8 protein-coding genes and 2 pseudogenes are annotated in these 14,986 nt (G+C 49.2%); 7 read left to right on the top strand and 3 right to left on the bottom strand.

What is annotated here, in order from left to right; genetic code table 11:
- Window positions 1–170 (bottom strand): annotated as a pseudogene (locus NW212_RS06340) (Arm DNA-binding domain-containing protein); the annotation flags it as partial.
- Between the two features lie 308 nt (window positions 171–478).
- On the opposite strand from NW212_RS06340, the gene pncB reads away from it, so the two are divergent.
- The gene (gene pncB / locus NW212_RS06335) at window positions 479–1,645 is read left to right on the top strand and encodes a nicotinate phosphoribosyltransferase (protein ID WP_258337803.1); all 1,167 of its coding nucleotides are present in this window, start codon (window positions 479–481) and stop codon (window positions 1,643–1,645) included.
- Between the two features lie 63 nt (window positions 1,646–1,708).
- On the opposite strand, the gene NW212_RS06330 is transcribed toward pncB, so the two are convergent.
- Both NW212_RS06330 and NW212_RS06325 read right to left on the bottom strand, forming a co-directional pair.
- Entirely contained in the window at window positions 1,709–3,901 is a 2,193-nt protein-coding gene (locus tag NW212_RS06330) for an alpha-galactosidase (RefSeq protein ID WP_258337802.1), read from the bottom strand.
- A gap of 48 nt (window positions 3,902–3,949) precedes the next feature.
- Window positions 3,950–6,240, bottom strand: a pseudogene (locus NW212_RS06325) (TonB-dependent receptor).
- A 452-nt stretch (window positions 6,241–6,692) separates the two neighbouring features.
- Here NW212_RS06325 and NW212_RS06320 point away from each other — a divergent pair.
- The 6 genes from NW212_RS06320 (at window position 6,693) to leuB (ending at window position 14,811) form a co-directional block, all read left to right on the top strand.
- The gene (locus tag NW212_RS06320; RefSeq protein WP_258337801.1) at window positions 6,693–8,306 is read left to right on the top strand and encodes a DUF6377 domain-containing protein; all 1,614 of its coding nucleotides are present in this window, start codon (window positions 6,693–6,695) and stop codon (window positions 8,304–8,306) included.
- Between the two features lie 343 nt (window positions 8,307–8,649).
- Window positions 8,650–10,146 (top strand): 2-isopropylmalate synthase, encoded by a 1,497-nt coding sequence (locus tag NW212_RS06315; protein WP_258337800.1) that lies wholly within the window; start codon window positions 8,650–8,652, stop codon window positions 10,144–10,146.
- Window positions 10,147–10,159: 13 nt separating this feature from the next.
- Complete coding sequence (gene leuC, locus NW212_RS06310; RefSeq protein WP_258337799.1) at window positions 10,160–11,554, top strand: 3-isopropylmalate dehydratase large subunit; 1,395 nt, start codon at window positions 10,160–10,162, stop codon at window positions 11,552–11,554.
- Between the two features lie 13 nt (window positions 11,555–11,567).
- A complete protein-coding gene (gene leuD / locus NW212_RS06305; RefSeq protein WP_258337798.1) occupies window positions 11,568–12,164 on the top strand; it encodes a 3-isopropylmalate dehydratase small subunit in 597 nt (198 codons plus the stop codon).
- A gap of 29 nt (window positions 12,165–12,193) precedes the next feature.
- Window positions 12,194–13,729, top strand: a complete 1,536-nt coding sequence (locus NW212_RS06300) for an alpha-isopropylmalate synthase regulatory domain-containing protein (RefSeq protein ID WP_258337797.1) — start codon at window positions 12,194–12,196, stop codon at window positions 13,727–13,729.
- Between the two features lie 20 nt (window positions 13,730–13,749).
- Window positions 13,750–14,811 carry a 3-isopropylmalate dehydrogenase gene (gene leuB / locus NW212_RS06295; RefSeq protein ID WP_258337796.1) on the top strand — a complete coding sequence of 354 codons (1,062 nt, stop codon included), beginning with the start codon at window positions 13,750–13,752 and terminating at the stop codon, window positions 14,809–14,811.
- The last annotated feature ends 175 nt before the right edge of the window (window positions 14,812–14,986 follow it).

The raw sequence follows: 14,986 nt of genomic DNA, 5'->3' as shown, positions 1-14,986 counted from the left end.
GTCTTTGGCACGGTTTCCTTTTCATCCCAAAGCTCCTTTGAGATGCTCCGCTTGCAACTGAACTGTGCCACCGTCCCGTTGATTGTAACCCGTCCCATGATGGGGACAATTCCGTTCTTCTTCTTGCTGTTGTTCGCATAGAACAGCACGCGAAATGTGCTCCTTGTCATACTCGTTCTTTTTTGGCCGCAAAACCATAATTCAACGAGTTGAACCCTGACAAGCAAACCTGCGCAGAATGATGATTGTTAAATCTGCACTTTCATCGGGTAATGAACAGGAACCCCATCTTCTGCTTCAATCCGCTTGGGAACGGTTTTCAGCCTTCAGTCCAACTTCCGTGATTTCCTCCTAACTGCTTAATCTTCAATTTCAAATTCGCATTTCTGCCGAAATCCGGCGGATATTCCACAGATTTTCCGTAAGTTTGTGCTTGTCAATGAAAAACAGTATTAAGGACAAATTTAGATAAGAGATTATGGTTATAAAGACAATTTTAGATACAGATCTGTATAAGTTCACCACCTCGTATGCGTACATCAAGCTTTTCCCTTATGCTATGGGAACCTTTTCTTTTAAGGACAGGGATGAAACCGAATATACCCTCGGGTTTCTGGAGGCCTTGAAGAATGAAATACAGAACCTGAGTCTGGTCGTGCTTCAGGAAAATGAGCTGGAATACATGTGCAAGCATTGCCGTTTCCTGCCGAGAGTATACTGGGAGTGGCTTTCATCATTTCGATTCGATCCGCAAAAGATAGAAGTTTATCTGGATGAAGAAAAACATTTGCATATTGAGGTGACCGATTTTCTTTATAAGGTTACTTTGTATGAAGTGCCGTTGCTGGCTATCGTTTCCGAAATCAAGAATCAGTTCATGAACCGCATACCTGATGATGCGGACTGGATGGTAAGGCTTGCCGAGAAGGTGAAGCTTTCAAACGAAAACAAGATGCTCTTTTCTGAATTTGGAACGAGGAGGCGGTTCTCTTTTGATGTGCAGGACAAGGTTGTTGCCTATCTGAAAAAGAATGCCCGGTATTGCACGGGAACCTCCAATTGTTATCTGGCGATGAAATACAGTATGCTGCCGATGGGTACCCATCCGCACGAATGGTTCATGTTTCATGGGGCCCAGTTCGGGTACAAGCACGCCAATTATATGGCGCTTGAGAATTGGGTGAACGTGTATGACGGCGATCTGGGAACCGCTTTGTCTGATACTTATACGTCTGATTCGTTCTTGAGCAATTTCAGCCGGAAGCAGGCCAAGCTGTTTGACGGGGTGAGATGTGACTCCGGGAATGAATATGAGTTCATCGACAGGCTGATAGCCCGCTATAAGGAACTGGGAATTGATCCTGCAACCAAGACCATAATCTTTAGCAACGCCCTTGACTTTGAAAAGGCTTTGCATATATTCAACTATTGTTCGGGGAAAATCAGATGTTCTTTTGGCATCGGTACCAATCTGACGAATGACACGGGCTATCGTCCGTCGAATATTGTGATGAAGCTTTCGCGCTGCAAGATGAATGTCAATCAGGAGTGGAGGGAATGCGTGAAGCTTTCTGATGATATGGGAAAACACATGGGAAGCATGACAGAAGTGGAAGCCTGCCTGCACGAGCTGCGCATTTCATAGCAAAAAAACGAAGGCACTGCAAATGGTTTGCAGTACCTTCGTCATATAGGAAAAAATGAATGTTTATTGTGCCGTGATGGATATCACATGGCTCCGGGTCTGTGCAAATCCGAATACGTCCAGACCCACTTTCATCAGATAATCACCCGAAAGCACCTTTCCATTGGCTTTCAGAGTTGATGCGGTATGCGGCATCAGATTGATTTCTTCTATCTTGTACATGGCGTCAGGATTGAGCCCCTGCAGTTTTACGGCCATCAGTTTCTCCTGGAAGCGCGGATGAATGTCGTAGGCAAAAAGAATGGCCTGACTTTTGTCCTGGCTTACATAGTTTACAGCCATGTGGTTGCTTTCGTAAGGAGATACAAGGCGGTATTGCGTTCCGTCCATGATGGCGGGCTGGAAGCGTTTCCAGTTGGCCACAGCCTCCTGGCAGTATGTCAGCTCGTCTTTGCTCAAATCTTTCAGTCCCAGGTCGAATCCCAGTTTGCACATTGACGCGACATCTGTGCGGAACTTTATGGATGTATTTCTGTTCCAGCTTGTTACATGCGCGCACATAGCCTTTGCCGGGAAGAACTGCGAGAATCCCCATTGGATGAATATTCTTTCAACCGGATCCGTATTGTCGCTGCACCAGAATTCGGTGAAATATTTGAGAGCCTCATAGTCGCAGCGCGCGCCGCCTCCCGAGCAGAGCATCATCGGGATGTCCGGATGGTTTTCCTTTACGCGTTTCATCACATTATATACACCGCGCACGTGGTCGATATACAGTTGCCCTTGTTTGTCTTTCAGATACGGCGAGTAGATGTTTGTAATCGGGCTGTTGCAGTCCCATTTGAAATAGGCCACTTCGGGGTTTTCTTTCAGAATGTTGTCGACTACGCTGTAAACGTAATCCTGCACTTTGGGGTTGCTCAGGTCAAGCACCAATTGGTTGCGATAGAAATACATTTCACGGTTTGGGTAGTGGATGGCCCAGTCGGGATGCTTCTCGAACAGCTCGCTCTTCGGGTTGACCATCTCAGGCTCGATCCAGATGCCGAACTTCACTCCGGCTTCCTTAGCTGCGTCTGTCAATGCTTTGATGCCTCCGGGAAGTTTGTCATGAGTCACTTCCCAGTCACCCAAGCCTGCATGGTCATTTTTGCGCGGATATTTGTTTCCGAACCATCCGTCATCAAGCAGGAACATGTCCACGCCCAAATGCTTTGCTTCTTTCATCAGTCCTGCAAGAATTTCCTGATTGAAGTTGAAAGCCGTATTTTCCCAGTTGTTCAGCAGGGTCATCCGGCTTTTCTTGCCGTCCTTCAGCTGATAGTTTCTTGCCCAAGCCTGGAGGTTGCGGCTTCCCGTACCGGTACCTTCGTGGCTTAATGTGAAGATGAATTCCGGAGTGGTGAACACTTCGTCGGCTTTCAGTTCATATCTTGAAGCATACGGATTGATGGCAGGGATTATGCGGAGGTTGCCTGCATTGTCTACTTCAAAAGTGAAGCGGAAGTTGCCGGTCCATCCGAGGGTGCCCATCAGCACATCTCCTTTCTGCTCGTCGGCCGGCTGGTCGAGTCCAACCTCAAAGAAAGGCTGCATGTGCATGGCGGCACGGCTTCCCAGCTTTGTGTCGAGGATTTTCTTTCCCGGCTGCAACTGCTGGGTGCTCATCTGCATTTCCTTTGCCCAGTCGCCGCTGAACTCTGTCAGATAATATGCCGTGCGGTTGAAATAAAGCATGGTTGAAGCGTATCTTGAGAGGTATACCGGCTTCTTTTCCTGATGCTTGATTTCGCTCCATGTCTTGATGACATTTTCTTTGGGATAGGCCACGTAGTGCAGTGTCACGTCCACCGGATATTTGTCGTCGCGCAGGTTGATGGTGATTTGTGTTCCGCCCTCCACCTGCTGCGTCGACGAAGATACATAGTAAAGATAAGTAGACGGATTCCCGTCGCTGTGTGTGACGGCTATTGCCGGTTCGAAATAGTCTTCGTTGCCCGAACCGCTGTACACTTCCCATCCTCTTGGGGTGACGCTGCCGTCAGAACCTGCATGAATGTTCCACGGAAGGTTTTTCAGGTCGTTCTCATGCAGCAACTTCTCTCCGAAATAAGATTGGTAGAGACGTCCGTTGGGAGCCACTTGCAGGACCAGATCCGTGTTGTCTGTAGAGATACGGATGATTTTTTGTTCGGCTGCGTCTACCTGCGTGAGGCTCATGCAGGCCAATGCTGTTGCCAATAATACTTTTTTCATGGTTTTGTTTATTAGTTGTTGTTTAATGTGAGAGTTTATCTCTCTGTTTCAAAATTTGATGCTTGCACTGAATTCAATCGTGAACGGGCGGAGGTAAGTCCCGCTCATATACGTGTTGTTGAACTGAGCCGCTTCCTCTTTCGATATAAGTTCCGAGCCGCTGATTGTACCGCTTGCGCCTTTTTGGTTCAGGAAGTTGATTACACCTACTCCCAGCGAGAGGTGTTTGTTCACGTTCCAGTTCACACCGCCGAAAGTTTCCCAGCGTCCGTTGAAATAGAGCGCATCGGTAAGATTCGCGTATGTCTTCCCAAAGTAACGAAAACTTAGCCAAACACGCAAGTCATCCGTAATATTGTAGCTTGGGTCGAGTTCCAGCAGGATTTGCGGAATTTCCTTTACGATGTTTCCGTTGGCGTTCAGTGTTTGGGTAGAGCCGTCGTTGAAGGTGACGGTCGCTTCGTAGTTGTTGTAGACCGGCTTCTGGTAGGTGAACAGCGCATGCAGATGGAATCCCTTGAAAGGGTCAATTTCAGCGGATGTAGTCCATCCCAAAGTTTGGATGTCGTAAATCAGCAGCGTAGTCTTCGATTCGGTCGTTCCTGGTTTGGTGATGTTCTGCTGGTCTATGTTGTTTGACTTGGCGATGTATGTGACCATCGAAGTCAGGTCAATCCAGTTGTTTTTGTAGAAGAGTCCGCCGCGTACCAGCGGAATGGTCACCCGGTTGTACTGATCTTCCGTTGGTCCTGTTCCGGCATATTCGTTGATGCGCGGGAATCGGGTTGCGATGGTTCCGTCGGCTGTGATGCCGAACTCTTTTTGTATGTAATGCGTGCTGTGGCTGCATAATTCAGTTTGTCTTTCACTACCTTGTGTGGAGCGATGGTTTCCGTATAAGTCGATCCGTCTGCATTGCTATAGGTATGTACATCTCCGATGTGGAAGCCGGGATAGCGTGTATAGGGAATCTGGTCGGCTGACATGCGGTAGTATTCCAGACGCCCTCCATAATACAGGTTCAGATTCGGAGCTATCTGCCAGTTGTCTGTCAGATAGAGTGCCAGCTTGTTTTCATACCCGACCGTGTATTCCGGACTCAGTTCGTTGAAGCCGCGAAATTTCTTTCCGTCAGGTCCTGTAAGTATCTCAGGGTATTCCTGTACGGAACCTATCCATTGGAATGAAGACGAGTGGTAGTCCAGATGGTAATACCATTCGTTCAGTCCCAGACGGAGTCCGTGACGGCCGAATTGCTTTTGAAGTTCGGAAGTGGCAAGGAAGTTCTGTACCTTTCCAGCGTGTAGCCATGTGCGTCTGCCTTCCACCAACCCTTCAAATGGATTTCCATCTCCGTCAATATATCCGTCTGTTGCTGTGATTCTGGAAATTGTACTTCCGCCGAAGTCCACGTAGTTCGCTTCCGGAGCGTTCATATATTTCATGTTCAGCGTCCATCTCATGCCGTTGTCGCAAGCATAGTCCGTGAGTAGTGCAACCTCGTGCGAGCGGTTATGCGTAAGATCTTTCAGGTTTGCTTTTTTCATTTGTCCGTCCATGATATCCATATATTCGATATCTCCGTTCTTGGGTCCGTATGAAGTGGTCCCTAGAGGAAATCCCGGAAGCTCCTTTACCGATCCATCTCCTGTATAGATGAACGGGGCCTGGTTGAAGAAGTTCCCTGGATTCCGGCTGTTCGCATATTTGTACATCAAGGTAATCTTGCCTTTGTTATTATTGAAGAGCCGTGTAAGTCCGGCATGGTAAAGCTGTGTCCGGTCGGAATATTCATCGATTTTCAAGTCGAAACTTCCCGGGTCGAAATTTTGGTATGCGCTTGCAGTATACAGCCACTTGTCACCGATTCCGCCCGATACATTTAGGTCGAACTGCTGCATCCCGAAATGGTTGGCACGGTAATTCAGTATTCCTTTAAATTCCTTTTGTCCGAGTTTGCTGAAGGAGTTGACTGAGTAGGCAATGTTTCCTGTCATGATAGCCGATTCAGAAGGAGTGAGCAGTCCCACCTCTCCCAAGCTTGCATCGCTTCTCCAATGGGCAGCCAGTCTGTGTACCGCAGAAGAATATACGGCAGGTAGTCCGTTTTCATATACATTGACATCTTCGCTAGGCAGTCCTATCTGGATTTCACGAGGCTTGTTTGCGTCCGAAGCATTCAGCATTACGTTCCGTTCGCTTCCTTCCGGCTTCTGTGAGGTTTCTGTCTTGAGTGAGTCTTGTTGCAAGTGGATGTGTTTTGCCAGCTTCGCATCTGCCTGTTGTGTTAGGGCAGGAAGGAAGGACGCCATTGCAAGGTAAAAGAATTTAGGTTTCATATCAATAATGGTTTAATAGGTTGTGTACAAATATGCTGCTTGTGTTTCCGGCTTCTATCTGCCAGTTTTGGATGATGCAAAAATAGTCTGCATATCGCTTTGTGTGGTATTCGGGTAGTTATCAGGTAGATTGGTATTAGTATGTTTAATTCTTAAAATGTTGTAATACAGTATATTGCTTGTTTTATGTATATAGGTTTAAGTAGATGGGAGCGCAGATTTTCCAGTGCATGTTTCGGGCTTTGGAGTTTCTTTTTGTTTTGTTTGTTGCGGATGTCTTTTTCCGGATATTGCGCAAAGTTTATGTCCCAAATGGCAGGAATATACGTTCCAGTATTTGGAATATAAACTTTACGGTTATGGGCATGAATCTCTGACAGGTTGTTCTGAATGTATACTTTTTTATCTCGTTTTCTTTCTTTATATTTGCAGAAACACATTAAGTGAAGATTATGGCGAAGAAGGTTGTGATTGCGGTAATGCTGTGGTTGGTCGGATTCTCTTTGCGTGCGGGCAATTTGGACACATTGTACCGGCGTTTGGAATATGCGCTGGAACACCGGGCGGATTATATGAGAGAGAAGGAGGAGAAAATCGGACGCTTGAAGCGGCTGGTGCATGAAGCTCGCTCTTCGGATGAGTCTTTCCGCCTGTATGATTCCATCTATCATGAGTATTATATCTATAAGTTTGATTCGGCCATGGTCTGTGTTGACAAGGCGGAAAGGCTGGCCATGAAGCGTGGCAACGCCTACTATCAGAATCTTTTTCGTGTTTACCGGGCTTATCTCCTTTCCACAACCGGCTATTTCAGCGAAGCCGTCGCTGCTCTTTCTGCGGTCGACCGTTCGGTCTTCGACCCGAAGCTGCGCAAAGAATACTATCAGGCCTGCCAATGGGCATATAATGTGTGGGCGGAATATTCGGACGACAACATCTATGCACCCCGTTACAGGGAGAAGTTCTTGGCTTATTCGGATTCCTTGCTTGCCGTGATCGAGCCAGACAGCAGGGAGTACTTTTACCGGAAAGCCGAAAGGGAAGGCCTTGGCGGGGACTTTGACTGGAAGAAGGCGGAAGTGGATTATTTGAAAGCCCTAGAGGGGCTTCACGTAAGCACCCGGCTTTATGCCTGTGCCACGTGCGGTCTTGCGCTCGTCTATAAGAAGATGGGCAGATATGAAGACTATGAGAAGTATTTGATATTGTCTGCCATATCCGACCAGATCTGTCCACTGAAGGAAAACCTTTCGATGCAGGAGCTTGCTTTACACATATTCAAGACCCGTGAAGCGGACGTGGCTTTGGCAAACCGCTATCTTGGCTATTCGCTGGAGGATGCGATATTCTACAACAATCGTCTTCGCCTGCTCGAAATAGCCAAGAAGTTTCCTTCCATTGTCATGGCCTATCAGCAGCAGAACAAGGAGAAGAGCCGGCGTTTGGCGCTTACCGTTTCTTTTGTCAGCATCCTTTCCGTCGGGCTGCTTCTGTCGTTGCTGTACATATGCAAGCAGATGCGCCAGTTGCGTCTCCGCAGGGAAGAGCTTGCTGCGGTCAATCGGGAGTTGAAGCAGCTGAACAGGAAGCTTGTCAACACCAACCATATTCGCGAAGAATATGTCAGTTTGTTCCTTGATCTGTGCGCGGCCTATATTGACAAGTTGGGCAAATACCAGGATTTGGTGAAGCGCAAGGTGAAAGCTCGTCAGATTGACGACCTGCTGAAGATCGTCAATTCTTCCAAAATGTCCGAACCGGACGCAAAGGAATTTTTCGTCAATTTCGACACGGCGTTTCTGGCCATTTATCCCCAGTTCATTGAAGAGTTCAATGCGCTTCTGCGCGAGGATGAGCGGATTATTCCCAAGAAAGGAGAAATTCTGAATACCGAACTCCGCATTTTCGCTCTGGTCCGGATAGGCATCAAGGACAGTTCCAAGATTGCGACTCTGCTGTTCTATTCTCCGCAGACTATTTATAATTACCGGAGTGCGGTGAAGAGCAAGGCGATTGTGCGCGATGATTTTGAAAAGCAGGTAGAAGCGTTATGCGCCCTCATCTGATAGCATTCTGTCAGTGATATGGGGATTATTTGAATAGAAAGTCTGTTAAGAACTTTCGCTTGTGATAAATTATAATTTTTGCCGACTAAAAAATTACTGTTTTATTTTGCCGTTTCAAAAAAAGATATACCTTTGCATCCGAAAATAAAAATAGAAACATGAGTACATTGTTTATCCATATTCTGCTATGCGGTCTGATTATTATTCTATTGGAAAAGCCAATGGGAAGTGGGTCGCGTGCGTAATATGGCGGACAAAATGATACAAAGCCTTTCTCACTTCCATGTGCGAAAGGCTTTTTGCTTGATATGAGGAACCTAACAATATTAAAAACAACAGACTTATGAGCGAAAGATTGTTTATTTTTGACACGACATTGCGCGACGGAGAACAGGTGCCCGGCTGTCAGTTGAATACGGTTGAGAAAATTCAGGTGGCCAAACAGCTGGAGGCTTTGGGAGTCGATGTGATAGAGGCTGGCTTCCCGGTTTCAAGTCCCGGTGACTTCAATTCTGTCATTGAAATTTCGAAGGCGGTGACATGGCCCACCATTTGTGCGCTGACACGTGCGGTTGAAAAGGATATCGATGTGGCGGCCGAAGCCTTGAAGTATGCCAAACATAAGCGTATCCATACGGGTATCGGCACTTCAGACCCGCACATCAAATACAAGTTCAATTCTACGCGTGAGGAGATTATCGAGCGGGCTGTTGCCGCGGTGAAGTATGCCCGCCGCTATGTGGATGATGTGGAGTTTTATGCTGAGGATGCCGGACGTACCGACAATGAATACCTGGCCCGTGTGGTTGAGGCGGTCATTAAGGCCGGAGCTACCGTGGTCAATATTCCCGACACCACCGGATATTGCTTGCCGGATGAATACGGAGCAAAAATAAAGTACCTTGTTGACCATGTGGACGGCATTGACAAGGCAATCCTGTCGACTCATTGCCACAACGATCTTGGCATGGCCACAGCAAACACCGTCAGCGGTGTATTGAACGGTGCGCGGCAGGTGGAGGTAACGATAAACGGCATCGGAGAGCGTGCCGGAAACACGGCTCTTGAAGAAGTGGCCATGATTCTGCGCTGCCATAAGCATCTGAATATCGACACGAACATCAATACGCAGAAAATCTATCCTACAAGCCGCATGGTTTCGAGCCTGATGAACATGCCGGTGCAGCCCAACAAGGCGATTGTGGGCCGTAATGCCTTTGCCCATTCTTCGGGCATCCACCAGGACGGCGTGCTGAAGAATGTGCAGACATACGAAATCATCAATCCGAAAGATGTGGGCATCGACGACAATGCGATCGTGCTGACTGCCCGAAGCGGACGTGCGGCGTTGAAGCACCGTTTGCATGTATTGGGCGTGGAGATGAGCCAGGAGAAGCTGGACAAGGTTTACGAGGACTTCTTGAAGCTGGCCGACAAGAAGAAAGACATTACGGACGACGACATCCTTGTTCTGGCAGGTGCCGACCGCAATGTGAACCATCATATCAAGCTGGAATATCTGCAGGTGACGAGCGGTGTGGGCGTGCGTTCGGTGGCCAGCCTGGGGCTCAACATCAGCGGCGAGCATTTTGAAGCGGCTGCCACAGGAAACGGTCCCGTTGACGCTGCCATCAAGGCGGTCAAGCAGATTATCCGCCGCCAGATGACTTTGAAGGAATTCACCATCCAGGCCATCAGCAAGGGAAGCGACGATGTAGGAAAGGTTCACATGCAGGTGGAATACGACGGGCAGATGTATTATGGCTTCGGAGCGAACACCGACATCATTGCCGCTTCGGTAGAGGCTTATATCGATTGTATCAATAAATTCAGAAAATAACAGTTTTAGATTCATGAATACCTTATTCGACAAAATATGGGATGCACATGTGGTGCAGAAGGTAGATGACGGACCTACTCAGTTGTATATCGACCGTCTTTATTGCCACGAAGTAACCAGTCCGCAGGCTTTTGCAGGGATGCGGGCGAGAGGCCTGAAATGTTTCCGTCCCGAACGCATCTATTGCATGCCGGACCACAATACGCCGACCCACGATCAGGACAAGCCCATTGAAGACCCGGTTTCAAAGGCGCAGGTGGATGCGCTGGAAAAGAACGCGGCGGACTTCGGACTGGCTCATTTCGGGATGATGGACAAGCGGAACGGAATCATTCATGTGGTAGGTCCGGAGAGAGGGCTTACGTTGCCGGGAATGACAATCGTCTGCGGCGACTCGCATACTTCCACACACGGTGCAATGGGAGCGGTGGCTTTCGGAATCGGCACCAGTGAGGTCGAGATGGTGATGGCTTCGCAATGCATTCTCCAGTCCCGCCCGAAAACGATGCGCATCACGATCGACGGCAAGCTGGGCAAAGGGGTTACGGCCAAGGATGTTGCGCTGTACATGATGTCGAAAATGACAACGAGCGGTGCCACAGGCTATTTCGTGGAGTATGCCGGTGAAGCGATCCGCAGCCTGACGATGGAAGGCCGCCTTACGTTATGCAACCTGTCGATCGAGATGGGGGCGCGCGGAGGCATGATTGCGCCTGACGAGGTGACTTTTGAGTACATCAAGGGACGTGAGTATGCTCCCAAAGGTGAAGACTGGGAGAAGGCGCTGGCTTATTGGAAGACGCTGAAGAGCGATGAGGATGCCGTATTCGACAAGGAGGTGCGCTATGATGCGGCCGACATACAGCCGATGATTACCTACGGAACAAATCCGGGAATGGGCATGGCGATAACCGACTGCATCCCGACGACGGAAGGAATGGCCGACGTTGAAAAGGCTTCTTTTGAGAAGTCGTTGAGCTATATGGGATTCGCTCCGGGAGAATCCTTGCTCGGGAAAAAGGTGGACTATGTTTTTCTCGGTGCCTGCACGAACGGGCGCATCGAGGATTTCCGTGCCTTCGCTTCGATAGTCAAAGGGCGGAAAAAGGCCGGCAACATCACTGCATGGCTGGTTCCCGGCTCGTGGATGGTTGACGGACAGATTCGCGAGGAGGGACTCGATAAGGTGCTGGAGGAGGCGGGCTTTGAAATCCGCCAGCCGGGATGTTCGGCTTGCCTGGCAATGAACGACGACAAGATTCCTGCCGGGAAATATGCCGTGTCTACCAGCAACCGCAATTTTGAAGGACGTCAGGGACCGGGGTCGCGGACGTTGCTTGCCAGTCCGCTGACGGCCGCCGCCGCTGCCGTGACCGGTGTGATTACTGACCCGAGAACATTAATGTAACAGCATATTAACCATGAAACAGAAATTCAATATAATAGTCAGCACGTGTGTTCCGTTGCCTTTGGAGAATGTGGACACTGACCAGATTATTCCTGCCCGCTTCCTGAAAGCGACAACCCGTGAAGAAAAATTTTTCGGCGACAATCTTTTTCGCGACTGGAGATACAATCCGGACGGTTCGCTGAACAAGGATTTTGTGCTGAACAATCCGGCTTACGGCGGTCAGATCCTGGTGGCCGGAAAGAACTTCGGAAGCGGATCCAGCCGTGAACATGCGGCATGGGCCATTGCCGGATATGGCTTCCGTGTGGTGGTGTCCAGCTTTTTCGCAGATATCCACAAGAACAACGAGCTGAATAATTTTGTGCTTCCGGTGGTGGTGAGCGAAGGCTTCTTGAAAGAGCTTTTCGATTCCATTTATGCAGACCCGAAGACGGAGGTGGAAGTCAATCTTCCGGCGCAGACCATTACAAACAGAGCTACAGGCAAGTCGGAAACTTTCGAAATCAACGCATATAAGAAACATTGCCTGCTGAACGGGCTTGACGACATTGATTTCCTGGTTGGAAACAAGGATAAGATCGAGGCTTTCGAACATGCGCGCGGCTGAGCAGGTTTAAAAACAAAACGAACGAGATTATGGAGAATCATCCGAAAATAGAAATCATGGATACAACCTTGCGCGACGGAGAGCAGACTTCGGGCGTTTCGTTTGTGCCTCATGAAAAGCTGATGATAGCCCGGCTGCTTCTTGAGGATCTGAAAGTGGACCGGATTGAAGTGGCTTCGGCCCGTGTGTCGGATGGAGAGTTCAATGCGGTCAGGATGATTTGCGATTGGGCCGCGCGCAGAGGAATGTTGCACAAGGTGGAAGTGCTGGGGTTTGTTGACGGGCACGTTTCGGTCGATTGGGTTCGCCAGGCCGGAGGAAAGGTCATCAACCTGCTTACGAAGGGTTCGGAGAAGCATTGCCGTTTTCAGCTGAAGAAGACGCTTGCCGAACATCTTGATGATATCCGTCAGGTGGTGGACTATGCACATGAGCAGGACATGGATGTGAACGTGTATCTGGAAGACTGGAGCAACGGGATAAAAGATTCGCCCGACTATGTGTTCGGACTGATGGACGGACTGATAGGGAGCAACATCAAACGCTTCATGCTTCCCGATACGTTGGGCATATTGAACCCGCTTCAGGTAATCGAGTTCATGCGGAAGATGAGAAAACGTTATCCTGACGTTCATCTGGATTTTCATGCGCACAACGACTACGATCTGGCGGTGAGCAATGTGCTGGCGGCTGTCCTGAGCGGAGTGAAGGGACTTCATACCACAATCAACGGCTTGGGCGAGCGTGCCGGAAACGCTCCTCTTGCCAGCGTGCAGGCGATTCTGAAAGACCATTTCCATGCCGTCACCAATATTGACGAAAGCCGCCTGAATGAGGTGAGCCGGGTAGTGGAGTCTTATTCGGGGGTGGTTATTCCTCCCAACAAGCCTATTGTGGGGGATAGCGTGTTTACGCAGGTGGCGGGCGTGCATGCCGACGGTGACAACAAGAACAACCTGTATTGCAACGATCTGCTTCCCGAACGTTTCGGGCGTGTCAGGGAATATGCTCTGGGCAAAAATTCCGGCAAGGCGAATATCCGCAAGAACCTGGAAAGCCTCGGTCTGGAGCTTGACGAAGAGTCCATGAAAAAGGTGACCCGGCGGATCATAGAGCTGGGCGACCGGAAAGAGGTGGTCACTCAAGAAGACTTGCCTTATATCATCAGCGATGTGCTGAAGCACGACAGCGACAAGAATAAGGTGCGCTTGCTGAGCTATTTTGTAACGTTGGCTCAGGGGCTGAAGCCGATGGCCACGTTGAGCATCGAGATAGACGGCAAAACTTATCAGGAAAGTTCTTCCGGCGACGGACAGTATGACGCCTTTGTCCGGGCCCTGAGAAAAATCTATAAGGGAACGTTGGGACGTAAATTCCCCATGCTTACCAACTATGCGGTGTCCATTCCTCCGGGCGGGCGTACGGATGCTTTCGTGCAGACGGTCATCACGTGGAATAGCGAAGGACGCGAGTTCCGCACGCGCGGACTTGATGCCGACCAGACAGAGGCGGCAATCAAGGCCACTATCAAGATGCTGAACATGATTGAAAATGATTTTGAATAACTTTTAAACGAAACTTGAACATGAATTTTAGAATTGCAGTATTGGCTGGCGACGGTATCGGCCCGGAAATATCGGTGCAGGGAGTGAATGTAATGACGGCCGTTTGTGAGAAATTCGGCCATACGGTAGTGTATAAAGATGCACTGTGCGGAGCGCATGCCATCGATGAGGTGGGCGATCCTTTCCCGGAGGAAACATACAGGATCTGCAGGGAGGCGGACGCTGTGCTGTTTTCTGCGGTGGGCGATCCGAGATTTGACAATGACCCTACGGCAAAAGTCCGTCCGGAGCAAGGGCTTCTGGCCATGCGCAAGAAACTGGGACTGTTTGCCAATATCCGTCCCGTGCAGACTTTCAAATGCCTGCTTCACAAGTCGCCTCTCCGCGCAGAACTGGTGGAAGGCGCTGATTTCCTTTGCATCCGCGAGCTGACCGGCGGAATGTATTTCGGCGAAAAGTATCAGGACAACGACAAGGCATACGATACGAACATGTATACCCGTCCGGAAATAGAGCGTATCCTGAAAGTGGGTTTTGAATATGCCATGAAGCGCCGCAAGCATCTCACGGTGGTCGACAAGGCGAATGTGCTGGCTTCGTCCCGCCTGTGGAGGCAGATAGCACAGGAAATGGCTCCCGGTTATCCGGAAGTGACAACCGACTATATGTATGTGGACAACGCGGCTATGCGCATGATTCAGGAGCCTACTTTCTTTGACGTGATGGTGACAGAAAATACATTCGGTGATATCCTGACAGACGAAGGTTCCTGCATCAGCGGTTCGATGGGACTTCTGCCGTCTGCGTCTACAGGTGAAAGCACACCGGTTTTTGAGCCGATCCACGGTTCGTGGCCGCAGGCGAAAGGGCTGAATATCGCCAATCCGCTTGCCCAGATTCTTTCTGTCGCTATGCTGTTCGAGCATTTCGACTTGAAGGAAGAGGGAGCGTTGATACGGAAAGCTGTCGACGCTTCGCTTGACGCCAATGTCCGCACTCCCGAGATACAGGTAGAAGGGGGAGCGAAGTACGGCACGAAGGAAGTGGGCGAATGGATCGTTGACTATATCAGGAGGGCGTAATTCCTTACGTCTTTTCGCGTCGGATAAGATACAGAATGGCATCCCCGTTTTTATTCTGAAAAAGGATAAAAAGCGGGTGCCGTTTTTTTGTTTTGTAATATAAAAAGTTATCAGAAGGACTTTTGTGCCCGCTTCATTTGTGCATTTCATGAAAGTTTGCTTATTTCGTGGAAAA

It is taken from the genome of Bacteroides sp. ET225, assembly GCF_024733745.1.
GTDB lineage: Bacteria > Bacteroidota > Bacteroidia > Bacteroidales > Bacteroidaceae > Phocaeicola > Phocaeicola excrementipullorum.
This window is presented reverse-complemented; position numbering and strand designations above follow the sequence as displayed.